We start from the raw sequence: 24,126 nt of genomic DNA, 5'->3' as shown, positions 1-24,126 counted from the left end.
CTCAGCGCACGGCCGCGGCCCGCAGCAGCCCGGCCACCGCCTCGGCCGGCGCCGGCCGGTGGAAGTGGTAGCCCTGGATCTCGTTGCAGCCGTGGCGGCGCAGGAAGTTCAGCTGCTCGGCCGTTTCCACCCCTTCGGCCACCGTGTGCAGGCCCAGGCTGCGGGCCAGGTTGATGACCGTGGCCACGATGGCCTCGTCCTGCGGGCTCTGCGCCAGGCCGCGCACGAAGGACTGGTCGATCTTGAGCTTGTCCACCGTGAAGCGCTTGAGGTAGCTGAGCGAGGAGTAGCCGGTGCCGAAGTCGTCGATGGACAAGGTCACCCCCAGCTGCTTGAGCGAGGCGATGCGGGCGATGGTGAAGTCGGAGTCCTCCATGGCCACGCTCTCGGTGAGCTCCAGTTCCAGCAGGTGCGCGGGCAGGTCGTGGCGCCGCAGGGCCTCGGCCACGTCCTCCTGCAGGCCCGGGTCACGGAACTGGCTGACCGAGAGGTTGATGGCCACCGGCACCACGCACAGCCCGGCGGCGCGCCAGGTGGCCGTCTGGCGCAGGGCCTCGTCCAGCACCCAGCGGCCGATCTCCCGGATCAGCCCGGTCTCCTCCGCAATGGGAATGAAGCGCCCGGGCGGCACCAGGCCGCGCTGCGGGTGCTGCCAGCGCACCAGTGCTTCCAGCCCCACCACGCGCTCGCTGCGCGCATCCATCTGCGCCTGGTAGTGCAGCACCAGTTCCTGGCGCTCCACCGCCCAGCGCAACTCCCGCGCCAGCGCCAACGTCTCCTGCACCTGCTCCTGCAGGCGCCGCGAGGCCACCCGCACGGTGTTGCGGCCTTCGCGCTTGGCCTGGTGCACGGCCGATTCCGCGGCCCGGCTCAGCTCGGTCAGGTCGGCGCCGTTCTCGGGGAACTCGGCCGCACCGATGCTGGCGCTCAGACGCAGGTCCTGGCCGGCAACGGCGAAGGGCCGGGCCACCGCATCCATCAGCCGCACGCTGATCTGGGCCACGTCGCCCACCCCGGTGTCGGGCAGCAGCAGGATGAAATCGTCACCCCCCAGGCGGCACAGCGTGTCCTCGGGCTCCAGACAGCGGGTCAGACGCAGGGCCAGCTCGCGCAGCACCTGGTCGCCGGCCTCGTGCCCCAGGGATTCATTGATGGCGCTGAAATGGTCCAGGTTCAGGTGCATCAGCACCACCGGCGTGTGCTGGTGGCGGGCCGTGGCCAGCACCACCCGCGCCCGGTCCACCAGCAAGGCGCGGTTGGGCAGATCGGTCAGGCTGTCGTGGTTGGCCAGGCGCAGGATGCGCTCCTCGGCCGACTTGCGACTGGAGGTCTCGGTGAAGATGCCCAGGTATTGCTGCAGCTGCCCTTGCTCGTCCTTGATGGCGTTGATGGCCAGCCATTCGGGATAGACCTCGCCCGACTTGTTGCGGTTCCAGATCTCGCCTTCCCAGCGGCCTTCGGTGTTGAGCTGCTTCCAAAGCTCGACGTAGAAGGCGCGGTTCTGGCGCCCGGACTTCAGCAGGACCGGCGTCTGGCCCAGCACTTCCTCGGGGCTGTAGCCGGTGATGCGCGAGAAGGCCCGGTTGATCGAGACGAAGCGGTTCTGCGCATCGGTGATGAAGATGCCTTCCTCGGTCGACTCGAAGACCTGGCTGATCAGACGGGAGCGCTCCTCCGACTGGCGCCGATCGGTGATGTCCTGCGCCAGCACCAGGCGGGCGGGCCGCCCGTCGCGCAGCAGGGTGTGGCCGGTGACCTCAACCCAGAAGCGCGAACCATCCTTGCGGATGTGCTGCCACTCGCCCGAACTGCCATAGCCCCCGATCTGCCGGTGACTGAGGATCGTGCGCCGCAACCGCGCCACGTCCTCGACCGGACGGATGTCCTCGATGGACATCGCTAAAAACTCCTCGCGCGAGTAGCCGTACTTGGCAATGGCCGCCTGGTTGACGGCCATGAAGCGCAGGGTTTCCAGATCGAACACCCACATCGGCAGCGGATTGACCTCGAACAGCTCGTGGTAGCGGCTCTCCGACACCTGGATGGCCAGTTCGGCGCACTTGCGGTCGGTGATGTCCAGCCAGGCGCCGGTGAGCATCACCGGGCGGCCCGACACGTCCCGCAGAATCCGCAGCCGGTCGTCCACCCAGCGGTAGCTGCCGTCGGCGTGCCGGAAGCGGTATTCGTGGTGCAACGTGTCCTGATCGGCCAGCTGGGCCTGGGCCGCCATGGCCCGTGGCAGATCCTCAGGGTGCAGGTGCTGGCGCCAGAAGTCAGGGTTGCTCAGCCAGGCATTGACCGGGTGGCCGGTCATCCCCTCGACGTTCTGGCTCACGAAGTCCACCTGCCATTGGGCGGGGTCCATGGGATGGGGTTTGAGTGTGTAGAGGACCGCTGGCGTGACGTCCAGGATGTGGGCCAGACGCTCGCGCTGGCGGCTGGTCTCGTCCTGCAGGCGCTGGTGGCGCCGTTCAGCGATGCGCCCGAGCACCCCGATCAGCAGCGCGCTCAGCCCGACAAAGACCAAACCCTTGATCGACTGCAGGGTCGACAGGGTGTCCACGTCGCTGACGAGCATCGCCAGCAGCCGGTCCGACCCCAGGATCCAGAGGACGCCGAACGCCAGAAAGGAAAGGACGATGCGCTGAGCGCTCATGGGGGCTCGCCGGTCCGAAGGGATGTGGCGAGGATCTTAAGCGGCCCCGGCGCCCCTCCAATGCCCGATCTGCCCTATCCAGACCCGTGTTTTCACGGGCTCGCGATCCAGGGTTGAGTCACTTCCTCAATGCACAGAAAGCGCCCCTGCGCGTCCCGCCGGGCAAACACGAAGACCTCCAGAACGAGCCGGTCCCCGTCATGCAGGAGCATGTCGATGCCATGGCGCTCGGCATAGCGCAGGCCATCGACATGCTCGTCCAGCACAGTGATGCTGGCCCGGACCAGCCGCGCCCGCAGTTGCGCCATGCGAACGCGAAAGGCGGCCCTGTCATGCCACTGTCCATGGGCGCGCTGGCGGAAACCGGGGGCAAAGTGCCGGTCCAGGGCCTCGTCCAGAGGCATCTGCGGCGCGAGCAGATCCTCGATCGCGTGTCGGAGGGCCTGGCCCTCGGGCGGGGTCGCGGAGGGCATGTCCATGTCAGCGAACCGTGAGCACGATCTTGCCGGCGATGTGCCCGGCCGCGGCGCGCTCATGGGCCTGGCGCGCCTGCGCCAGCGGAAAGCGGCTGTCGATGACGGCCCGCACCGTCCCTGCCTCCAGCAGCTCCGCCAGCACCGAGAGCTGGGCGCCGCTGGAGCGAACCTGCGTGGTCGAGACCGTCACGCCCCGCTGCAAGGCCTCCTCGTGGCCGGCGAAGCCCAGGGGAAAGATGGGGAACAGCGCGCCACCGCGCCGCAGGGTGCGCAGAAAGCGCGCACTGCCAGGGCCCCCCACCGCATCGACCACCAGGTCCACATCGTGCACCTGCGCCTCGGCCGGCGCCTGGGTGTAGTCGATGAAGGCGTCGGCCCCCAGGTCCCGCACCAGGGCCTCATGGCGACCCGAGGCCACGGCGATCACCCGCGCGCCTTGCCATTTGGCCAGTTGCAGCGCAAAGTGCCCCACACCGCCTGCTGCGCCGTTGACCAGCACGGTGCGCCCCGCCAGCGGCACCGGCACATGCTGCCGTGGCTGCAAGGGATTGGGCACCTCGTGGCCCTGCTCGATCAGGAACTGCCAGGCGGTGAGCAGCGACATGGGCGCGGCGGCGGCATGCGCATGGTCGATGCCACGCGGCTTGCGCGCCAACTCCGTCGCCGGCACGCTGACATATTCCGCACAGGCCTGGCTCTGTCCGGCCAGGCCATCGGGGAAGCGAACCATGGCATAGACCTCGTCGCCGACGGCCCAGCCCTGCACCCCCCCTCCCACCGCCTGGACAACCCCGGACACATCGGTGCCCGGGATGATCGGAAAGCTCACCTGCGGCTGCCATTCGGGCGGCAGCATCTTGTAGCCCTCGCGCAAGTACCAATCCGGCGGGTTCAGGCCCACCGCATGGACCTGGATCAGCACCTCGCCCGGCAGGGGCTGCGGCCGGGGGGCATCTTCATAGCGCAGCACCTCGGGGCCGCCAAATGCGTGGATCCGAATTGCCTTCATCGTCTGGTCAACCGCTGCCATCTCTGTGCTCCTTGCAGGCCCGCATCCGGACCCAGTTGTCATGGGCAAGCAGTGTGAACATTCAATCTCAGTTTGATAATCCATCGATAGTTCACTTATAAAGTGCCATGACGGAACAAATCAGCCTGGAGCGTCTGACCGGCATCGTCGCGTTTGCGCGGGCCGCCTCCCTGGGCAGCTTCACGGCGGCCGCCCGCTCGCTGTCGGTGTCGCCATCGGCGGTCAGCAAGACGATCCAGCGGCTGGAGCAGCAGCTGGGACTGCGCCTGTTCACGCGCAGCACCCGCTCGCTGGTGCTGACGCCGGAAGGGCGTGATCTGCACGCGCGCGCCCTGCACCTGTTGCAGGCGGTGGAGGACGTGGTGCAGTCGGCAGCAGCGGCGCAGTCCGAGCCGGCAGGCACGCTGAAGATTGCCGCCCCGCTGCCCATCGGCACGCGGGTGCTGGCGCCCGCGCTGCCGGAGTTCCGCCGCCGCCATCCCCAGCTGCGCATCGACCTGCGGCTGAGCGACCACTTCGTCAACCTCGTCGAGGAGGGCATCGACGTGGCGATCCGCATCGGCCACCTGCCCGATTCACGCCTGGTGTCGCGCGGGCTGGCGCCCATCCGCCTGGGCGCCTATGCCTCCCCCGCCTACCTGGCCGCGCGCGGAACGCCCACCCGGCCGGAGGATCTGGCCTTGCACGACTGCGTGAACTTCCGCTACCAGACTTCCGGGCAGCTGCTGCAATGGCGCTTGCGGGCCGGCCAACGCACGGTGGAGTTCATCCCCGATGCGGCCATCGTGGTGGATGTGAGCGATGCGGTGATGGAGGTGCTGGCCGCCGGCGGCGGCATCGGCATGGCGGCCTCATGGGTGGCCGCGCCCTACGTGCGGCAGGGGCGGTTGGTGCCCCTGCTGGCCGACTGTGCGGTCGAGAGCTCGGTCATCACCGCCGTGTGGCCCGAGAGCCGGCGCGCCAATCCGGCCGTCAAGGCCTTCGTGGCCTACCTGGGCGAGCTGTTTCCGGCGCCCTGATGGCCGTCGCACGGGCGGGCCTCACAGGCCCTCCACGCTCAGGTGCACCAGGGTCTGGTTGAGCAGTTGGTAGCCGATCTCGCCAAAGGTCATCGGGCCCTGGAAGCGCCCGGTGCGGCGGCCCTGCAGCTGGCCATGCAGGTAGTTGAGGATGCAGTTGCAGCAGAACACCGGGTCGCTGGCCAGGGCCTGGCCGGCCGTGGCACGGGCGAAGGCGGCCGAATAGTCGGGCAGCGGCCGGGCCAGGCGATAACCCACGCCCGGGAAGACCGGGGCGTAGAACTCCACCCGACGGTGGGCCGCGTCCAGGGCCTTGATGCTGACGTTGATCAGCGCACCGTGGTAATCGGCCACCAGGGGCCAGCGGGTGTCGGCACCCTGGCGCACCCACCAGTCGTGCAGGTTGGCCGGCTGGCCGTCGATCAGGCAGTCGCCCCCGGTGAAGCCGCTGCGCGCGAACTCGATCACCGGCCCGTCGCCCGGGGTGAAGAGGTTGAGGATGTCCACATGGACCAGCGCAGTCTCCGGCAGCGGCAGGTGGATCACCACCGCTGCGTTGTCGTGCAGCAAACCGGTCTGGCCGTCGACCACCCGGGCCCGGGTGCCGGGCTCGTCCAGGTGCATGCCGGCGATCCAGCCCACCAGCGGCTTCATGTACATGTCCTCGTAGCCGGGGGCCTCCTGGGCGAAGGCCTCGTGCACCTCGCTGAAGGCCGGCAGCACCATCACCGAGAAGCCGTGCTCCGGCCCGTCGATGCACACACGCGAGAGCTGGGTGCGCGGGTACAGGCGCACGCTGGGCGGCAGCGGGCCGGCGGGCAGTTCGGTCACGAAGACCTGCTGGCGGCTGCAGGTGCCACCGCTGTCGGCCATGAAGTAGGGGATGGTGCCGCCGATCCAGTCGCCCCGCGGCAGCTGGCGCAGCAGGGCCTCGTCGCCGGCGATGCAGCAGGGCTTGCGGGCCTGGATCAGACGGGCGGCCTCGTCGAGCGAGACCAGGCGGTGGGTCAGTGCATTCATGGGAACGGCGTTCAGTTCAGGGGCCAGCGGCGCAGCTGCTCCAGCTCGTGGCGCAGCACCGCGCGGTGGCGGGCGAAGAAGCGGTGCAGCTCGACCAGCTTGAGCATGCGCAGCTCGTCGTCCTGCAGGCCGCGGGCCTGCTGACGCAGCTTGGTCAGCAAGAGGCGCAGGCTCAGCGTGCGCACCTCGATGTCGCAGTCGCCGCTGAGCAGGGCCTGCCACAACGGGTCGCTGACATCGGGCACCTCATCGTCCTCACCGGCCATGGCCCGGCTGAGCGAGGCCTGCAAGGCGGCCCGGGCCGCGGCATCGGCGGTGCGCAGCTGGGCGATCTCGCTGGCCAGCAGGGGCTGGCTGCGCACGAAGTAGCGGTACAGGCCGCGCGAGGCCTGGCGATGCAGGTCGGCGTCACGGTGGGTGGCGGCCTCGCGGGTGAGCTTGGACAGCAGCAGCTTGAGCCCCAGGGCCCGCACCTCGAGGGTCTGCCGCCCGGTGAGCAGGGCCAGCCAGACCGGCGCGTCCTCGGGCGGAATGGCCTCGTCGTCGTCGGCCACACGGGGCTGGGCCGGGGCCAGCTCGATGGGGCGGGCGGCCACCGGCGGGGGGACCGGCATGGGCGCCGCCGGCCGTGCCGTCTCGCGGGCCTCCCGTGCATCGCGGGCCTGGGGCGGCCGGGCGCTGCCATGGTCCAGCCGGAACTTGTACTTCCACAGGTCCGACAGCGGCAGGTCCAGCATGCGGCAGAGCTGGGACATGGTGGCGCCGTCGAGCATCAGGTCGAGCACCAGGCGCGAGAGCGCATGCGAGAACGGCAGCTCATGCTCGCCAGCCCAGGGCGCGTCGGGCAGGGGTTGGCCCTCGCGCAGGGTCAGCACCACCTCGCAGCGGCGCCCGGCCATCGGCAGGTGGGCCCAGTGCAGGCGCTGGCCACCCGCCGCCGGCTTGCGCGGTGCCCAGAAGGGGCCGGCGCTTTCCGTGGCCGTGCCCACCTGAACCGAGAGCTGCCGCGAGCCGTCACTCCATTTGAAGCCCTGCACCTGCCAGGGCGCACGCACCTCCAGCAAAGTCTCCAGCCATTGGCGCTCCTGGGGCGTCATCGTGTCTCCTCTCCCATCCCGCACTCCCATCCCGAATTGCAAGGGGCCGGGGCCTGTCGGCGTCCCCCCACCACCCCACTTTGCAAACCGTGGGCCATGCCCGAAACCACCCTCCGGCGGCTCCGGCCCCAGGGTCAACCCGAGGACGGTGTGACAAGCTGGGGCGCCCGCGCCCGGACCGGATGTGCCAGCCTGGCAGTCACTCGGCGCCGATACGGGATAGCCCCGATCGGGGCAACCCGAACCCGAAGGGCCAATCCGTGGCGTGGCGTTGACATGGGGCAAGACAGCACCCCCGCCCCGAGGGAAAACACCTCGCATGATTCGTTTGAGGGAAGGGCACCCTGTGCAGTCCATTGCCACGGCAGGACGGATCGCCCATTCTTGAGAGGTTTGCGTCCGAAACCCGCGAGCGCTTCCATCCATGCACCGACTTCGTCTGCGAACCCGGATCTTTCTGCTGCTGTTGGGCGTGTTCCTGTTGGCGGGCGCCTTGTTGGGCTGGCATCTCTGGCTGGACCAGCGCCAGCGTCTGCAGTCGGCCGAGGCCGACCTGACGGTGCAGGCGCGGCTGATCGCCACCCGCGGCGACACACTGGTGGGCCGGGCCGACGTCCTGCTGAACAGCCTGATGGCCAACCCCACGCTGGCCCCCACCGCCCCACTGGCCACCTGCCAGGCGCTGCTGGCCCACCTGCTCAAGCTCGAACCCGATTACGACCAGATCGGCCTGGCCTTGCCCAACGGCGACAAGGCCTGCGCGGCCGTCGCGTCCTCGCGGGCCATCAACTTCGCGGACCGCGGCTGGTTTCGCGGCGCGCTGGCCAGCCAGGAGATGGTGATCGGCGACATGACCATCAGCCGCACGCTGGGGCGGCCCACGATCACCTTCGCCAAGGCCCTGCGAAGCCGCACGGGCGAGGTGCTGGCGGTCTATTACCTGGGCCTGAACCTGAACTGGCTGGGACGCACCCTGGCCGTCACCCAGCAGAACGACCTGAATGTGTCCCTGCTGGACGACAAGGGCGTGTTCATCGCCCGCTACCCGGACGCCGAGCACTGGGCCGGCAGCACGGTGCAGAACACCGAGATCCGCCGCTCGCTGGCGGCCGGGCAGCCGGGCACCCTGGCCGTGATCAACCGCCTGGGACAGCCGCGCCTGATCGCCCACGTGCCCTTTCTGCGCACCCACACCGGCAACCAGTACCAGGTGCTGCTGGCCATCTCTCAGCACACCATCGAGGGGCCGGTGCGTCGCCAGTCCCTGGTGGCCCTGGCCTCCCTGCTGCTGGTGCTGGCCCTGACCCTGCTGGTGGTTCAAAGAGCCCTGGACCGCTGGTTCCTGGCGCCCCTGCGCCGGCTGTCGGACATGGCCGATCGCCTGCGGGCGGGCGAGCGCGAGGCCCGCAGCGGCCTGCCCCACAGCCCCGACGAGGTGGGCGGCCTGGCCGCGGCGCTGGACCAGTCCGCCGCCGCCATCGCCGACCGGGAAACCCGGCTGGACTACGCCAACCGGGCCCTGCGCGTGCTGTCGGCCGGCAACCGCACCCTGCTGGGCTGGCACGACGAGGCCTCGCTGCTGGACCAGATGTGCCGCGCCATCGTCGAGGCCGGCGGCTTTCGCCTGGCCTGGATCGGCTATGCCGAGGCCGACGGCCGGATCCGCACCATGGCCAGCTGCGGCGACGAAGCCGGCCAACCCGACGGCCTGCCGCTGAGCTGGGACCACGCCGACGAGGGCCGTGGCCCGGTGAGCCGCGCCCTGCGCGACGGCCAGCGGCAGGTCTGGACCGACCCGGGCACCGGCGAGGACGACGCCCTCTGGGCCCGGGACGCGCTGCTGCGGGGCTGCCACGCCAGCATCACCCTGCCCGTGCGCCTGGATGAGCAGGTGATGGCCGTGCTGACCATCGGCGCGGCCGAGGCCGACTTCTTCGACCCCGGGGTGATCGATGTGCTGGTCGAGGCCTCTCACGATCTGGCGCTGGGCATCCGGGTGGCCCGTGCCGAGGTGGAACGCCATCAGGCCACCGAACAACTGCGCCTGCACCGGGACCGGCTGGAGGAGCTGGTGTCCGAGCGCACCGCGGCACTGGCCGTGGCCAAGGAGGCGGCCGAAGTGGCCAACCGGGCCAAGAGCGCCTTCCTGGCCAACATGAGCCACGAGATCCGCACCCCGATGAACGCCATCATCGGCCTGACCCACCTGATCGCCCGCGATCTCTCCGAGGGTGTCCAGCGTGATCGCCTGCATAAGGTAGACCAGGCCGCCCAGCACCTGCTGCAGGTGATCAACGACATCCTCGACCTCTCCAAGATCGAGGCCGGCAAGATGCAGCTCGAGCACATCGAGTTCTCGCGGGACGCGCTGCTGTCGGGCGTCCTGGCCATGATCAGCGAGCAGGCCCGGGCCAAGGGCCTGGAGCTGGTGCTGGACACCGACCACCTGCCCGGCCGCATGCGCGGCGACCCCAAGCACCTGGCCCAGGCGCTCATCAACCTGCTGGCCAATGCCGTCAAGTTCACCGAACGGGGCTGGGTGCGCCTGGCCGGCAGCCTGCTGGCCGAGGAGGGCCAGCGCTTGCAGCTCCGGTTCGAGGTCAGCGACTCGGGCGTGGGCATTGCGCCGGAACAGCAGGGCACCCTGTTCGAGGCCTTCGAGCAGGCGGACGCCTCGACCACCCGCCGCTACGGCGGCACCGGCCTGGGGCTGGCCCTGACGCGGAAGATCGCCGGCCTGATGGGCGGTGAAGCCGGCATGAGCAGCCGTCCCGGGGAGGGCAGCTGCTTCTGGTTCACCGCCTGGGTGGAACGCTGCCCGGCCGCCGTGGCCGCGCCCGCCGACAAGCTGCTGGCCGAGGTCCGGACCCGCCGGGCCCTGGTGGTCGACGACCTGCCGGTGTCGCTGAGCGCCCTGTCGGACACCCTGTCCGTGCTGGGCCTGCAGGTGCAGGCCATGGACGACCCGCAGGCGGCCCTGCACCGGGTGCAGGCCGAGGCCGCCGCGGGGCGCGCCTTCGACCTGCTGGTGCTGGACTGGCAGATGCCCTCGCTGGACGGCCCGGCCACGCTGCGGGCCATGCGTGCCGCGCTGGGCGGCACCACCCCGCCGGCCCTGCTGGTGACGGCCTTCAACGAGCCCGGCCTGCGCCAGCAGGCCGAGGCGGCCGGCTTCGCCCAGGTGCTCACCAAACCCATCACCCCCTCGGACCTGATGGACGCCCTGGCCCAGCTATTCCACCCCTCGGCGCGGCCGGGCGCGCCCGCCCCCACCCCCAGCGATGGCGCCGGCCTGGAACAGGCGCTGCGGCAGCACCATGCCGGCCGGCGCATCCTGCTGGCCGAAGACAACCCCATCAACCAGGAGGTGGCCCGCGAGCTGCTGCAGCGGGTGGGCCTGCAGGTCGAGGTGGCGGCCGATGGCCGGCAGGCCCTGCAGGCCGCCCTGGCCCGGCCGCCGGCCCTGGTGCTGATGGACATGCAGATGCCCGAGATGGACGGGCTCACCGCCACGCACGAGCTGCGCGCCCGGCTCGGCCAGGCCCTGCCCATCCTGCCCATCCTGGCCATCCTGGCCATGACGGCCAACGCCTTCGACGACGACCGCGCCGCCTGTCTGGCCGCGGGCATGAACGACCACATCGGCAAGCCGGTCGACCCGGCCCTGCTGTACGCCAAGCTGCTGCAGTGGCTGCCACCGGTGGCCGCGGACGGACCGGCCGCCCCGGCCGCGCCCGGCGACGCCGCGCCGACCCGGCCCCCGCTGGAGCAGCGTCTGGCCGAGGTGACCGAGCTGTCCCTGCCCGCTGCCCTGCACCACATGGGCGGTGACGAGGCCCGGCTGGAGCGCCTGCTGCGGGTCTTCGTGCGCACCTACCGCGATCCGGCCCGGGGCTTCGCCCCCGAGCCCACCCCGGACGCCCCCGCGCGCTGGCGCAGCACCGCCCACTCGCTGCGCGGGGCCTGCGCATCCATCGGCGCCGAGGCGCTGGCGCGGGAGATCCAGGCCTTCGAGCTGGCCCTGGGGCGCGCCGACACGCCGGCCCCCCTGCCGCAGTGGGCCGACACCGCGCAGGCCCTGCAGCAGCGGCTCATGGCCCTGGTGCAGGCGCTGGAGCCGGTGCTGGCGGCCGAGGGCCCCGCGGCCTGAACGCCCGTCCCGGTGCATGCCCGCCCCTGATCGGATGCATTGATTGCACGGCGGGCGGGGCAAGTCGGTGCGCTGGGCCGCGCACCGGCCCCGGCGGCGCACGCCATGGCGCGGCCCCTCGGCGAGCCCCTGCCCGGGCCCACCGCCGCTGATCGCACCTTGATCGCGTCACGCGGGTGGCGCGCGGCATGGAGATCGCATTCGGAAGAACCCAGCACCGCCGGCCTCCGGCGGGTCCTCCGTCTCGACAGCTCCACACGCCGCCATGCCCAACACCCCCGCCACCCCCACCGCCACCCTCGCCCCCCGCTACCCCGTCGTCGTCGTCGGCGGCGGACAGGCCGGCCTGTCCACCAGCCACTACCTGCAGGCCCGGGGCATCGACCACGTGGTGTTCGAGAAGCGCCGCTCCTTCGACTCCTGGCGGCTGGACCGCTGGGACACCTTCTGCCTGGTCACGCCCAACTGGCAGTGCCGCCTGCCCGACTTCCCCTACGCCGGCCCGGACCCCAAGGGCTTCATGGTCAAGGACGAGATCGTGGCCTACCTGGAGGCCTTTGCCCGCCAGGTGCGCCCGCCCATCCACGAAGGCGTGGGCGTCACCCGGGTGAGCCGCCACGCCAGCGGCGCCTTCCAGGTGGAGACGACGATGGGCAGCTGCCTGGCCGACCATGTGGTGGTGGCCACCGGCGGCTACGACCTGCCCATCGTGCCACCCTGTGCCCACAGCCTGCCAGCCGGCATCCGCCAGGTGCATTCGGTGGACTACCGCAACCCGGACCAGCTGCCCCCGGGCGGGGTGCTGGTGGTGGGCTCGGGCCAGTCGGGCGTGCAGATCATGGAAGACCTGCACCTGGCCGGACGCCAGGTGCACCTGGCCGTGGGCTCGGCGCCGCGCTCGCCGCGGGTCTACCGCGGCCGCGAGGCCACCGAGTGGCTGTTCGACCTGGGCTTCTACCAGCTCACGGTGGACCGGCACCCGCTGGGCGACGAGGCCCGCCACAAGACCAACCACTACATGACCGGCCGCGACGGCGGCCACGAGATCGACCTGCGCCGCTTCGCCCTGCAGGGCGTGAAGCTCTACGGCACGCTGGACGACATCCAGGGCGGCACGGTGCACTTCCGCCCCGACCTGAGCCGCAACCTGGACGAGGCCGACGAGGTCTACTGCGCCATCCGGCGCGACATCGACAAGTACATCGCCGCCCACGGCATCCAGGCCCCGGAGGAGCCGCCCTTCGAGAAGATCTGGGCGCCCGAGGCCGACCCGCTGACGCTGGACCTGGCCGCCCAGGGCATCACCAGCATCGTCTGGGCCATCGGCTTCCGGCCGGACTACCGCTGGATCGACCTGCCCACCTTCGACGGCCGCGGCCACCCCAGCTTCCGCCGCGGCGTCTCGCCGGTGGAGGGCCTGTACTTCCTGGGACTGCCCTGGCTGAACACCTGGGGCTCGGGCCGCTTCCTGGGCGTGGCCGAGGACGCGCAGCACCTGGTGGAGGTGATCGCCCAGCGCCAGGCCGCGCGGGCGCCGGCCCCAGCGCCCCGCCAGGCCGAGACAGCATGAGCGGGCAGCCGCGCGCGCAGGCCGAGCCGCTGGCGCAGCGCATCCGCCTGGGCATGCCCCAGCTGTGCGGCCAGGGCCTGTCCGAACACTGGCTGCTCAAGACCGCGGGCGACCTGCACTGGCAGGCGCTGGTGGCCACCCACGGCTGCCGGCCCTCGGCGCTGCAGGATGCGCAGGGCCGGCGCGTGTACGCCGCCTTCACGCTGGTGCACCTGCGCGGCGCCCGCCTGCGCGAGGTGGACGAGGACCAGACCCTGGACCTGCGCATCGCCCACCAGCCGCTGGGCCGCTCGCGGCACTTCAGCCAGCAGTGGGCCCAGGGGCCGCAGGGCGAGGTGGCGCAGCTGAGCCTGCTCACCGCCGCGGTGGTGCGCGAACGGGCGGGTGACAACCACACCGTCGCGCGGGTGCCGCTGCCCACCTTGCCGACGGCGGCCGACGCCGCCCTGGCCAGCGCCGCGCAGGCGGCCGATGCCAGCGTGCGCGCGGTGCGGGCCCAGGGCTGGCGGGAGCGCTTCGCGCTGCCGACGCAGGCCCCTCTGGTCGAGCTGCCTGAACTGGCCGACTGGGCCGTGACGCCCTGCCCCTACAACGACTTCAACGGCGCCGGCCTGCTCTACTTCGCCAGCTTCCAGGCCCTGGCCGATCGCGCGCACGGCCACTGGGGCCTGCACGCCACCGAACGGGCCGCGCACGGCGTGGTGCGCGAGCGGCAGATGGTCTTCCACGGCAACGTCAACCCGGGCGAGGCCCTGCGCTTTCGGCTGCGCGCGCTGCGCCACACCGGCCTGGGCCACTGGAGCTGGACCCAGGTGCAGCGCCAGAGCGACGGCCGGTGCGTGGCCGACCTGGCCACGCTGCGGGTGTGATGCCGCCGCGGCCCGCTCAGCGCGGCAGCACGAAGGTGGTGCGGGTGCGGGCGGCCTCAGGATCCGGCTCCAGCGTGCGGGCCTGCAGGGTCACCGGCAGGATGCGGCCGCGCAGGCGCTGCGCCGCCTCGGCCGGCAGACGCAGGCGCAGCAGCACCGTCTGGCTGTCGGCCGCCGGCAGCATCACGCGCGGGTCGGACACCACCGTCAGACCCGGCAGGGCCGGGTCCGCCACCACCTGCAGCGCGGCAGCGCGCTCGCCGTCACGGGCATTGAGCAGCAGCACCTGGTAGGTGTTCTCGATGGCGCCGTCCTCCACCTCGCGCGCGAACACCGCGCGGTCGCGCATCGCGTCCATGCGCAGGGTCGGGCGCTGCAGCAGGCCCACCCCCAGCGCCACCACCGTGGCCACCAGCAGCGTGCCGTAGACCAGCGCCCGGGGCCGCCACAGGCCGGCGCGCGGCGGGGCCTTCACGGGCTGCGCGGCCGGCTGCGGACGCGCTTGCGCCAGCCCCTCCAGCGAGGCGAAGCGGATCAGCCCGCGCCGCTGGCCGGTCTTGTCCATCACCGTGTCGCAGGCGTCGATGCAGGCGCCGCAGTTGATGCAAGCGGCCTGGAAGCCGGCGCGGATGTCGATGCCCACCGGGCAGACCTGCACGCACAACGTGCAGTCCACGCAGGAGCCCAGGCCCAGGGCGCGGGCATCGGCCTGGCGGGCACGGCTGCCGCGGGGCTCGCCGCGCGCCGCGTCGTAGGCCACGTTGAGCGTGCGCTTGTCCAGCATCGCGCCCTGGAAGCGGCCGTAGGGGCAGGCGTGCTGGCAGACCTTCTCGCGCAGCCAGCCGGCGTGCAGGTAGGTGGCCGCGCCGTAGAAGAGGATCCAGAACAGCTCCCAGGCGCCCAGCGCACCGGCCGGCAAGGCCGCCAGCAGCTCGCGCACCGGCGTGAAATAGCCCACCAGGCTCAGGCCGGTCCACAGGCCCAGCAGGCCCCAGGCCAGGTGCTTGCCGCCGCGCCGCAGCAGCTTGCGTGCGCCCCAGGGCGCGGCGTCCAGGCGCTGGCGGGCCAGGCGGTCGCCCTCGCAGCGCCGCTCGATCCAGCTGAAGAGCTCGGTGTAAACCGTCTGCGGGCAGGCAAAGCCGCACCACACCCGGCCCACCAGCGTGGTGACGAAGAACAGCAGCAGCGCGCTGGCGATCAGCAGCGCCGTCAGCCAGATCATGTCCTGCGGGAAGAACACCGCGCCGAAGACGAAGAAGCGCCGATGCTCCAGGTCGAACAGCAGCGCGGGCCGCCCGGCCCAGCTCAACCAGGGCAGGCCGTAGAAGGCCAGCTGGGTGAGCCAGACGAAGGCCCAGCGCAGCCGGGTGTAGCGGCCGCTGACGCTGCGGGCCTGGATCTTCTGCCAGGGCTCCATCTCCAGCAGATGGCCGGGGGCAAAGGGATTGGGAAGGTATGACATGACCCTGCTCAGACGGGTGAAGAACAAGTGGTGGATGCGCTGGCGGCGATCTGCGCCTGGAAGGCCTGCAGCGCGGGGCTGAGGCTGTCCTCGCCCAGCCACTCGTCCACGCGGAAGAGCACGCGGCGGCAGCGCACATCGCCCAGGCCGGCCTGACGCGCCAGCGCGGCATTGCCCGGCGGATGGGGCGGCAGCACGTCCAGGCCGTCGGTCTCGCTGTCCAGGCAGACCCAGCCCAGGGTGTCGCCCAGGCGGGCGCGGGCGATCAGGCTGAAGCCATCGGCCGAGAGGTTGGCCAGGCCAGGCAGCAAGCCGCTGATGCGCCAGACCGGCGGGCTGGGCAGGCCTTCCAGCGCGGGGCCGGGCGGGCCGCCGGCCACCACCGCCGCGCGCTCGCCCGCCACCAGGCCCGGCAAGCGGAATTCGCGCAGGGCCACGTTGTCGCCCAGCAGCAGGGCCTGGATGGCGCCCAGCTGCGCCAGGGCCAGGCGGGCTGCGGCGGGGTGCGCAGCGCGCAGCTGCGCCAAGGCCACGGCCAGATCGCGCAGGGGCGCATCCAGGCCACCGTACTCGCTGGGCAGGCTCAGGCGGAACAGGCCAGCCTGGCCCAGGCGCCGCAGGGTGTGAGCCGCGGAACGGGAGGTCGCCAGGGGTTCCGGCGCCAGATCGAAGGGGCTGCTGTGCATGACCGGCATGGTGCGGCGCCGGCATCTGAGCCGTAAGATCCAGACATGCCGCATTTCGACCGGATCAGATGACCGGCACCCCCTTCCTCTACGAGCGCCTGGCCGAGGAGCTGGTGTCCGCCATCGCGGCGGGCCGGCTGCCCGATGGCGCCCGTCTGCCCTCCATCCGCCAGCTCTGCGCCGACCACGGCATCAGCCCCGCCACCGCCTTCCAGACCTACGCCACGCTGGAGGCCCGCGGCCTGGTGGAGGTGCGCCCCCGCTCGGGCTACTACGTGCGCACGCGCCAGGCCTCGCGGCCGTTGCCACCATCCGTGGCCCGGCCGCGCCCCGGGGCGCAGAAGGTCAGCGTCAGCGAGCTGATCTTCGAACTGCTGGGCAGCGTGCAGGACGCCGCCGTCGTGCCCCTGGGCTCGGCCTTCCCGCCGCCCGAGCTCTTCCCCTTCGAGGCCTTGGCCCGCTCGGGCGCGCGGGCCATGCGCCAGCTCAAGCCCGCGCAGATCACCGGCGCGCTGGTGCGTGGCGACGAGCCGCTGCGCGAGCTGCTGCACCGCCGCCATGCCCAGCAGGGCGTGGCGCTGGACCCGGGCGAGCTCGTCATCACCCACGGCGCCATGGAGGCGCTCAACCTCTGCCTGCAGGCCTGCACGCGACCGGGCGATGTGGTGGTGGTGGAGTCGCCCACCTTCTATGCCGCGCTGCAGACCATCGAACGGCTGAACCTGCGCGCGCTGGAGGTGGCCACCGACCCGCAGGAGGGTGTGGACCTGGCGGCGCTGGAGGCGCTGCTCCAGCAGCGGCGGGTGGCGGCCTGCTGGTTCATGCCCAACTTCCAGAACCCGCTGGGCGCGCTGATGCCGCTGGCCAAGAAGAAGGCCCTGGTGGCCCTGCTGGCCCGCCACGGCATTCCGCTGGTGGAGGACGATGTGTACGGCGAGTTGCACGGCGGCGCCCACCGCCCGCTGCCGGCCAAGGCCTTCGACCAGGCCGGCCTGGTGCTGCACTGCAGCTCGTTTTCCAAATGCCTGTCCCCGGGCTACCGAGTGGGCTGGGCCGCGGCCGGCCGCTACACCGCCCAGGTGCAGCGCCTGAAGATGATGAGCACCCTGGCCACCTCGCTGCCCGCGCAGCGGGCCGTGGCCGACTACCTGGCCCACGGCGGCTACGACCGCCACCTGCGTCAGCTGCGCCAGGCGCTCTCGGCCCAGCGGCAGCGGGCGGCCCGGCAGATCGCCCGGCACTTTCCGGCCGGCACGCGGGTGACCCACCCCGAGGGCGGCTACTTCCTCTGGCTGGAGCTGCCGGCCGGGGTGGACGCCATGGCCCTGAGCCAGGACGCCCTGGCCCAGGGCATCAGCACCGCACCGGGCGTGCTGTTCTCGGCCGACCAGCGCTTTGTGCACCAGCTGCGGCTGAACATCGGCCGGCCCGACGACGTGCGGGTGGACGAGGCCCTGCGCACCCTGGGCGGCCTGGCCAGGAACCGCCTGTCTGCGAAGGCGTCATAGGACACAGGGGAAGTCGACCCGCCGCCGGTGCGCGTCAGCGCATCTCGAACAGTTCCTGGTGGAAGGCGTTGGCCGGCAGGCCCTGGGCGGCGAAGTCCGCCGCCAGGCTGCGGCCGAACCCGGCCGGGCCACAGAACCACACGCTGGCCTGCGCCCACTGGGGCACCCGCTGGCGGATGCGTTCACCGGTCAGGCGCTCATCGCGTCCATCCACCAGCACATGCAGCTGCACGCCCGCCGCCTGGGCGTCCGCCTCCAGCTTGGCCAGGGCCTCGGGTTCCAACACGGCCGTCGGATGGAACAGCGTCACCTGCAGCCCGGCCACCGGCTGCGCCGCCAGCGACTTGAGCCGGGCGATGAACGGCGTGATGCCGATGCCCGCCCCCACCCAGATCTGGTGCAGTCGCCCATCCAGGAAGTTGAAGCAGCCGTAAGGGCCTTCCACCGTGACGGCCTGCCCCACCTTCAGTTGGTGAGGCAGACGCCGCGTGTGGTCCCCCAACGCCTTGGTGACAAAGGTGATGCGCCGGGTCTGGGGATCCCAGGCCGAGGCCATGGTGTAGGGATGGGCGCCCTCATGGCGGTCCGAGACGACGAAGGCAAACTGACCGGCGGCATGGCCGGGCCAACCGGGTTCCAACACCAGCGTGGTCTCCAGCACATCCAGGGCCGGGTAATGCTGCAGCGATTCGACCCGCCCAGGCACCTGACGGCTGCGCCCCACCTGGCGCGCCAGCACCCAGACCGCGGCCAGGGTGCCAGCCACCATCAGCGGCAGCATCAACGCCCCCAGGGGCTGGTTCCAGTAGCTGAACTGCGTCAGCACCACCGAGTGGAACACCAGGGTCAGGTACAGCACCGCCATCAGCGTGTGCGTTTTGGCAAACAGCCGGTAGGGAAAGCGCTTGACCAGGGCCAGCACCAGCATCACGGCCACCGCGTAGAAGGCCCATTCGCCCACGGTCTCCGCCAGATGCCGCTGCGTGCCGAACCAAGCCTCCAGCCCCCCTTGGTCCGTGGTGGCCGGGCGTGGGCCGCGGGCCGGCCGCACCAGCCAACCCCATTGCACCATCCACTTGGTGCCCTGGCCCAGCCACCAGTGCAGCACCGACAGCACCAGAGCGCTGATGCCCAGCCACTTGTGCAGGCGGTACAGCTTGTCCAGCCCGCCCAGCCGCGGTTCCAGCCAGCGCGGGCGGGTGGCCAGCAGCATCGCCAGACTCATCACCCCGATCGCCAGCACGCCGCTGTACTGCATCGCCACGGTGCGGAAACCGAAGTAGTTCTGCGGCTGCAGCCAGCGGGGATCGGCCCACAGCCACAGGAGCGTGATGAGCAGCAGGCTGCCCAGGAAGAAGCGCTGGATGGGGGTGGTGTTCATCTCAATCAAGCTGTCCGGTCACAGCCCGTCTCTGGAAGCGATGGCGGAGAGGATAGCGGCACAAGTTGCAGGAAAGATGGAGGCAGGCCAGCGGCATCAATGGTTCAATCACCCGCGTATCCCCGTTTTGACCTTGGGCAGGAGACCCCATGAAGTTGACCGAGAAGACCATCGCCATCACCGGTGGCGCCCGCGGCATCGGCCGCGCCATCGCCCTGGCCCTGGGCCGCCAAGGGGCGGATCTGGCCCTGATCGACCTTGATCCCGAGGCGCTGGCCACCGCCGTGGCCGAATGTGCCGCGTTGGGCGTGCGCGCACGCGCCTACACCGCCAACGTGGCCGACGAGGCCAGCGTCGAGGCCGTGATGGCCCGCATCGCCGAGGACTTCGGCCGTTTCGACGGGCTGATCAACAACGCCGGCATCACCCGTGACGGCATGCTGCTGAAGGTGCGCGACGGCCAGGTGGTCGACCGCCTGAGCCTGTCGGCCTGGCAGGCCGTGCTGGACGTGAACCTGACCGGCGTGTTCCTGTGCACCCGCGCGGGTGCCGAGCAGATGATCCGCGCCGGGCAAGGCGGCGTGATCGTGAACCTGTCGAGCGTGTCACGCGCCGGCAACCTCGGGCAGAGCAACTACAGCGCGGCCAAGGCCGGCGTGGTGGCCCTGACCACCGTGTGGGCCCGTGAGCTGGCCCGGCACGGCATCCGCGTCGGCGCCATCGCCCCCGGCTTCACGGCCACCGACATCCTGCACACCATCCCGGCCGAGACGATGGACAAGCTGCTGTCGGCCGTGCCGCTGCGCCGCACCGGCCAGCCCGAGGAAATCGCCCAGGCCGCGCAGTTCATCTTCGAGAACGACTACTTCACCGGCCGCTGCATTGAGGTGGATGGCGGCATCCGGCTTTGAAGCGCCCGCCCGGCCCGCCCCTCAGGGCAGGGCCTGGGCCTGCAGCAGTCCGTTGAGCCCGTACAGCAGCACCAGCACCACCCCGGCCGTGCTGGCGGTGCCCCAGACCCGCCGGTCCGGCCGGAAGGTCAGCGCCCCCACCACCACCGCATTCATCAGGATGGCGACCAGGACACTGGCGCCATGCACCGGTGACAGGTGGGCGAACAGGCTACCGGGCGCATAGGCGAAGTCGTCGATGGCCAGGATCAGCAGATCGAACAGGTTGCTGCCCAGCAGGTTGCCCAGCGCCAGGTCCACGGCCCCCACCCGCAGCGCCCCCAGCGTGGCCGCCAGCTCGGGCACCGAGGTGGCCATGGCCATCAGCAAGGTGCCCACCAAGGAGTCCGTCCAGCCCATCTGGCGGGCCAGTTCGGCCCCCACCATCGGCAGCCAGAGACCTGCGGCCACGATGATGAGCGCCGCCAGGCCATAGGCCAGCAGCGCCCGCCGCAGGCCCTGGCGGTCGGCCCGCAGACCGGGCTCCGGGGGACGGTCGCTGCGCGCCTGAGCACGGAACAGCGTGCGCACCGCCACGAAATAGAGCAACACCAGCACCACGCTGACCGGGCTGACCGACCCCAGCGCGGGCAGCCGCCCCTGGGGCTCCAGCCACAGGGCCAGCATCACCAGCGCAAGCGCCCCCACCCCGAAGGCGGCCGACAGCACGTGGTCCGCCGAGGCCAGCACGAACAGGCGGCCGCGCCGGTACAGGCCATCCACCAGCCCGACGATCAACAGGTTGAAGACGCAGCTGCCCAGGGCGTCCCCGGCCGCCAGATCGGGCGCCTGTGCCACCCGCACCGCGCCCAGCCCCGTGACCAGCTCGGGCAGCGAGGTCACGGTGGCCACCAGCACCAGGCCGATCCAGCCGCGGGACAGGCCCGTCAGGCTGGCGATGGCCTCCCCCTGACGGCTCAGCTGCACACCGGCCACGCCGATGAGCGCCATGCATCCCAGAAACTGCAGCCACACACCCCACACCGCCATCGAGACCTCCCCGCCACCGTTCATCGGGGCGACATCTTGGCGGGCTATGGTAGGGGTCATTTCCCCAAACTTGAGTGGTGCAGTTGGAAACGGTCGAGGCCCTTCTGGCCCAGGGTGGTCTGCAACCGCATTTCCAGCCCATTGCCGATCTGGCGGAGGGCCGCAGTGCCGCGCACGAGGCCCTGATCCGCACGCCCGCCGGCTGCCCCTGGCCCCATCCGGATGCCTTGTTCGCCGCGGCGCGGGACGAGGGTTGTCTGGTCGCGCTGGAGATCGAATGCGTGCGCCTGGCGTTGCAGGCCTGGCTGCGGCACCGTCCGCCGGGACGCCTCTTCGTCAACCTCAGCGCCCAGGCGCTGGTGACCGCGCTGGGCCAGGCCGATCTGGACCTGCTGCTGACCCGAACCGAAGACGAGGCGCTGGGCGCCAGCGGGGTGGTGATCGAGCTGACCGAACATGAGCGCGTGCGCGACATCGCCGCCCTGGAGGCCGCCGTGCAGCGGCTGCGCCGCCACCAGGTGGCCATCGCGCTGGACGATTTCGGCGATGGCCGCTCCAGCCTGCGCCTGTGGTCCGAGCTCAAGCCCGAGTTCGTCAAGATCGACCGCTACTTCGTGCACCAGCTGCCGCAGCACCCGGAAAAGCTGCAGACGCTGCGCGCGCTGATCCAGATTGCCCAGGTGTTCGGCTCGACCCTGATCGCCGAGGGCATCGAGACCGAGGACGAGCTGCACCTGGTGCGCGACCTGGGCATCCGTCTGGGCCAGGGCTGGCTGCTGGGACGGCCGGCGCCAGTCCCCGTGCCACGTGCGCTGCCGGCCGCGCTGGCGGTGATTGAGCGCAAGGACCTGGCGGTGTTCCCGGAACGCCGCCGCACCCTGCAGCGGCGCGCCGCCGTGCCCCAGGTGCTGCGCGAGGTCGCCCCGGTGACGCCCGCGGTGTCCAACGACGAGCTGTTCCAGCGCTTCTCGGTCGACGACGCCAGCCACGCCATCGCCATCATCGACGACCAGGGCCGCCCGCTGGGCCTGGTCAGCCGCACCCGCTTCATCACCCAGTACGCCAAGCCCTACTTCCGGGAGCTCTACGGCCGCCAGTCCTGCACGGTGTCGGCCAACCTCACCCCGCGCCTGCTGGACATTGCCGCCGACATCGACACCCTCACCGGCGTGCTGACCTCGGAGGACCAGCGCTATCTGTCCGAGGGCGTGATCATCGTCGAGCACGGCCGCTACCGCGGACTGGGGGCGGGGGAGGATCTGGTGCGGGCCGTGACCGAGGCGCGCATCGAGGCCGCGCGGCATGCCAACCCCCTCACGCTGCTGCCCGGCAACATCCCCATCACCCAGCACATCGAGCGGCTGCTGGACGCGGGCCGCGACTTCGTCGCCTGCTACTTCGACCTCAACCAGTTCAAGCCCTTCAACGACCTCTATGGCTACTGGCGCGGCGACGAGATGATCCTGCTGACCGCCCGCACCCTCACCGGTCAGACCGACCCTCGGCGCGACTTCGTCGGCCATGTCGGCGGCGACGACTTCGTCGTGCTGTTCCAGAGCGACGACTGGGAGCCCCGCTGTCGGGCGATCCTGGCCAGCTTCAACGCCGCAGCGGCGCAGCTCTATGACGAACCCGAGCGGCAGGCCGGCGGTGTGATGGCCGAGGACCGCCATGGCAACCTGCGCTTTCATCCGCTGACCACCCTGAGCGTGGGGGCCGTGCGGGTGTCGGCCAACCCCTCGCTGCGCCCCGAGGATGTGGCGAATGCCGCGGCACGCGCCAAGCGGCGGGCCAAGATGCAGGGCCTGGGCCTGCACACCGATGCCACATGAGGGGGGGCAGCCCCAACCCCTGCGGCACAAAGGTCACAATAACGCGACGCCGGACATTCCAACCGGTGAAGGGAGCGCCATGAAAATTGCCGTTGCCGGCACAGGCTATGTCGGCCTGTCCAATGCCGTGCTGCTGGCCCAGCATCACGAGGTGGTGGGCCTGGACATCGACGCCGAGAAGGTGGCGATGCTCAACGCCCGCCAAAGCCCGATCGCCGACCGCGAGATTGAGGACTACCTGGCCCACCGCGAACTGAACCTGACGTTCACGCTGGACAAGGCCCAGGCCTATGCCGGCGCCGACTACGTGGTGATCGCCACCCCCACCGACTACGACCCCGTCACCAACTACTTCAACACCCGCTCGGTGGAAGCCGTGGTGCGCGACGTGATGGCCCTGGCCCCCGAGGCGGTGATGGTCATCAAGTCCACCGTGCCGGTGGGCTACACGAAGACGCTCAGCGCCGAGCTGGGCTGCACCCAGCTGATCTTCTCGCCGGAATTCCTGCGCGAAGGCAAGGCGCTCTACGACAACCTGCACCCCTCGCGCATCGTCGTGGGCGAGCGCAGCGAGCGGGCCCGCCGCTTTGCCGACCTGCTGCGCGGAGGCTCCCAGAAGCCCGAGGTGCCGGTGCTGCTGACCGACAGCACCGAGGCCGAGGCCATCAAGCTGTTCGCCAACACCTATCTGGCGATGCGGGTGGCCTACTTCAACGAGCTCGACACCTACGCCGCCACCCACGGTCTGGACACGCGCCAGATCATCGACGGCGTGTGCCTGGACCCGCGCATCGGCGACCACTACAACAACCCGAGCTTTGGCTACGGCGGCTACTGCCTGCCCAAGGACACCAAGCAGCTGCTGGCCAACTACAGCCAGGTGCCGCAGACGCTGATCCGCGCCATCGTCGACTCCAACACCACCCGCAAGGACTTCGTGGCCGACGACATCCTGCGCCGCCACCCCAAGGTGGTGGGCATCCACCGGCTGATCATGAAGGCGGGTTCCGACAACTTCCGCGCCAGCAGCGTGCAGGGCATCATGAAGCGCATCAAGGCCAAGGGCGTGGAGGTGATCGTCTACGAACCGGCCCTGAAGGATGAGAGCTTCTTCGGCTCGAAGGTCTTCCACGACCTCCCTGCCTTTTTGGCGCAGGCCGATGTGATCGTGGCCAACCGGCTGGTGCCCGAACTGCAGGGGGTGCAGGACCGGGTCTACACGCGCGACCTGTTCGGCCAGGATTGACCCCCACCCCCTTGGCCCCGCCCCCAGGGCGGGCCACAAAGCAAAACGGCCTGCACATTGCTGTGCAGGCCGTCGGCTTGTTTGGTGCCCAGGAGAGGACTCGAACCTCCACGGAGTTACCCGCTAGTACCTGAAACTAGTGCGTCTACCAATTCCGCCACCTGGGCAGGTGACTGAAGCTTCA

General features: G+C 71.0%; 17 protein-coding genes and 1 tRNA gene. 8 read left to right on the top strand and 10 right to left on the bottom strand.

The window, feature by feature from the left end; all coding sequences use genetic code 11:
- Position 1 precedes the first annotated feature (1 nt).
- From KGA65_RS04710 to KGA65_RS04700, 3 genes are all read right to left on the bottom strand, one after another.
- A complete protein-coding gene (locus KGA65_RS04710) occupies positions 2-2,656 on the bottom strand; it encodes a sensor domain-containing protein (protein ID WP_225861981.1) in 2,655 nt (884 codons plus the stop codon).
- 92 nt (positions 2,657-2,748) lie between these two features.
- Positions 2,749-3,135: a nuclear transport factor 2 family protein gene (locus tag KGA65_RS04705; RefSeq protein WP_225861980.1), complete on the bottom strand. Its 387-nt coding sequence runs from the start codon at positions 3,133-3,135 to the stop codon at positions 2,749-2,751.
- Between the two features lies 1 nt (position 3,136).
- On the bottom strand, positions 3,137-4,162 hold the full coding sequence (locus KGA65_RS04700) for an NADP-dependent oxidoreductase (RefSeq protein ID WP_225861979.1): 1,026 nt from the start codon (positions 4,160-4,162) through the stop codon (positions 3,137-3,139).
- A 107-nt stretch (positions 4,163-4,269) separates the two neighbouring features.
- Here KGA65_RS04700 and KGA65_RS04695 point away from each other — a divergent pair, with 107 nt between their 5' ends.
- Positions 4,270-5,181, top strand: coding sequence for a LysR family transcriptional regulator (locus KGA65_RS04695; RefSeq protein WP_225861978.1), 912 nt, complete (start codon positions 4,270-4,272; stop codon positions 5,179-5,181).
- A gap of 21 nt (positions 5,182-5,202) precedes the next feature.
- On the opposite strand, the gene KGA65_RS04690 is transcribed toward KGA65_RS04695, so the two are convergent.
- Positions 5,203-6,201 carry a DUF6976 family protein gene (locus KGA65_RS04690; RefSeq protein ID WP_225861977.1) on the bottom strand — a complete coding sequence of 333 codons (999 nt, stop codon included), beginning with the start codon at positions 6,199-6,201 and terminating at the stop codon, positions 5,203-5,205.
- 11 nt (positions 6,202-6,212) lie between these two features.
- Positions 6,213-7,298: a hypothetical protein gene (locus KGA65_RS04685; protein WP_225861976.1), complete on the bottom strand. Its 1,086-nt coding sequence runs from the start codon at positions 7,296-7,298 to the stop codon at positions 6,213-6,215.
- A 424-nt stretch (positions 7,299-7,722) separates the two neighbouring features.
- Here KGA65_RS04685 and KGA65_RS04680 point away from each other — a divergent pair, with 424 nt between their 5' ends.
- The 3 genes from KGA65_RS04680 to KGA65_RS04670 all read left to right on the top strand — a co-directional run bounded on the left by KGA65_RS04680 (position 7,723) and on the right by KGA65_RS04670 (position 13,887).
- A complete protein-coding gene (locus KGA65_RS04680; RefSeq protein WP_225861975.1) occupies positions 7,723-11,448 on the top strand; it encodes a PAS domain-containing hybrid sensor histidine kinase/response regulator family protein in 3,726 nt (1,241 codons plus the stop codon).
- 265 nt (positions 11,449-11,713) lie between these two features.
- Positions 11,714-13,018 carry an MSMEG_0569 family flavin-dependent oxidoreductase gene (locus KGA65_RS04675; RefSeq protein WP_225861974.1) on the top strand — a complete coding sequence of 435 codons (1,305 nt, stop codon included), beginning with the start codon at positions 11,714-11,716 and terminating at the stop codon, positions 13,016-13,018.
- Positions 13,015-13,887 carry a Pnap_2097 family protein gene (locus KGA65_RS04670; protein WP_225861973.1) on the top strand — a complete coding sequence of 291 codons (873 nt, stop codon included), beginning with the start codon at positions 13,015-13,017 and terminating at the stop codon, positions 13,885-13,887. The genes KGA65_RS04675 and KGA65_RS04670 overlap by 4 nt, the downstream gene beginning before the upstream one ends.
- 16 nt (positions 13,888-13,903) lie before the next feature.
- Here KGA65_RS04670 and ccoG read toward each other — a convergent pair whose 3' ends face one another.
- Positions 13,904-15,349, bottom strand: a complete 1,446-nt coding sequence (gene ccoG, locus KGA65_RS04665; RefSeq protein WP_225861972.1) for a cytochrome c oxidase accessory protein CcoG — start codon at positions 15,347-15,349, stop codon at positions 13,904-13,906.
- An 8-nt stretch (positions 15,350-15,357) separates the two neighbouring features.
- A complete protein-coding gene (locus KGA65_RS04660; RefSeq protein WP_225861971.1) occupies positions 15,358-16,044 on the bottom strand; it encodes an acyl-CoA dehydrogenase family protein in 687 nt (228 codons plus the stop codon).
- 59 nt (positions 16,045-16,103) lie between these two features.
- On the opposite strand from KGA65_RS04660, the gene KGA65_RS04655 reads away from it, so the two are divergent.
- Positions 16,104-17,543 carry an aminotransferase-like domain-containing protein gene (locus tag KGA65_RS04655; protein ID WP_225861970.1) on the top strand — a complete coding sequence of 480 codons (1,440 nt, stop codon included), beginning with the start codon at positions 16,104-16,106 and terminating at the stop codon, positions 17,541-17,543.
- A 34-nt stretch (positions 17,544-17,577) separates the two neighbouring features.
- On the opposite strand, the gene KGA65_RS04650 is transcribed toward KGA65_RS04655, so the two are convergent.
- Positions 17,578-18,924: a ferredoxin reductase family protein gene (locus tag KGA65_RS04650; RefSeq protein ID WP_225861969.1), complete on the bottom strand. Its 1,347-nt coding sequence runs from the start codon at positions 18,922-18,924 to the stop codon at positions 17,578-17,580.
- A gap of 149 nt (positions 18,925-19,073) precedes the next feature.
- Here KGA65_RS04650 and KGA65_RS04645 point away from each other — a divergent pair, with 149 nt between their 5' ends.
- The gene (locus tag KGA65_RS04645; RefSeq protein WP_225861968.1) at positions 19,074-19,835 is read left to right on the top strand and encodes an SDR family oxidoreductase; all 762 of its coding nucleotides are present in this window, start codon (positions 19,074-19,076) and stop codon (positions 19,833-19,835) included.
- 21 nt (positions 19,836-19,856) lie between these two features.
- Here the strand turns inward: KGA65_RS04645 and KGA65_RS04640 are convergent, their stop codons facing one another.
- Positions 19,857-20,924 (bottom strand): sodium:calcium antiporter, encoded by a 1,068-nt coding sequence (locus KGA65_RS04640; protein WP_225861967.1) that lies wholly within the window; start codon positions 20,922-20,924, stop codon positions 19,857-19,859.
- A 17-nt stretch (positions 20,925-20,941) separates the two neighbouring features.
- On the opposite strand from KGA65_RS04640, the gene KGA65_RS04635 reads away from it, so the two are divergent.
- Positions 20,942-22,696 (top strand): EAL domain-containing protein, encoded by a 1,755-nt coding sequence (locus KGA65_RS04635; RefSeq protein WP_225861966.1) that lies wholly within the window; start codon positions 20,942-20,944, stop codon positions 22,694-22,696.
- Positions 22,697-22,775: 79 nt separating this feature from the next.
- Positions 22,776-23,942 carry a nucleotide sugar dehydrogenase gene (locus tag KGA65_RS04630; RefSeq protein ID WP_225861965.1) on the top strand — a complete coding sequence of 389 codons (1,167 nt, stop codon included), beginning with the start codon at positions 22,776-22,778 and terminating at the stop codon, positions 23,940-23,942.
- An 82-nt stretch (positions 23,943-24,024) separates the two neighbouring features.
- On the opposite strand, the gene KGA65_RS04625 is transcribed toward KGA65_RS04630, so the two are convergent.
- Positions 24,025-24,109, bottom strand: a tRNA-Leu gene (locus KGA65_RS04625).
- Positions 24,110-24,126 lie beyond the last annotated feature (17 nt).

This window comes from Ideonella benzenivorans (assembly GCF_020387415.1).
In the GTDB taxonomy this organism is placed as follows: Bacteria; Pseudomonadota; Gammaproteobacteria; order Burkholderiales; family Burkholderiaceae_C; genus Ideonella; species Ideonella benzenivorans.
Note: the sequence above shows the minus strand (reverse complement) of the source record. Positions and strands in the feature narration are given on the sequence as shown.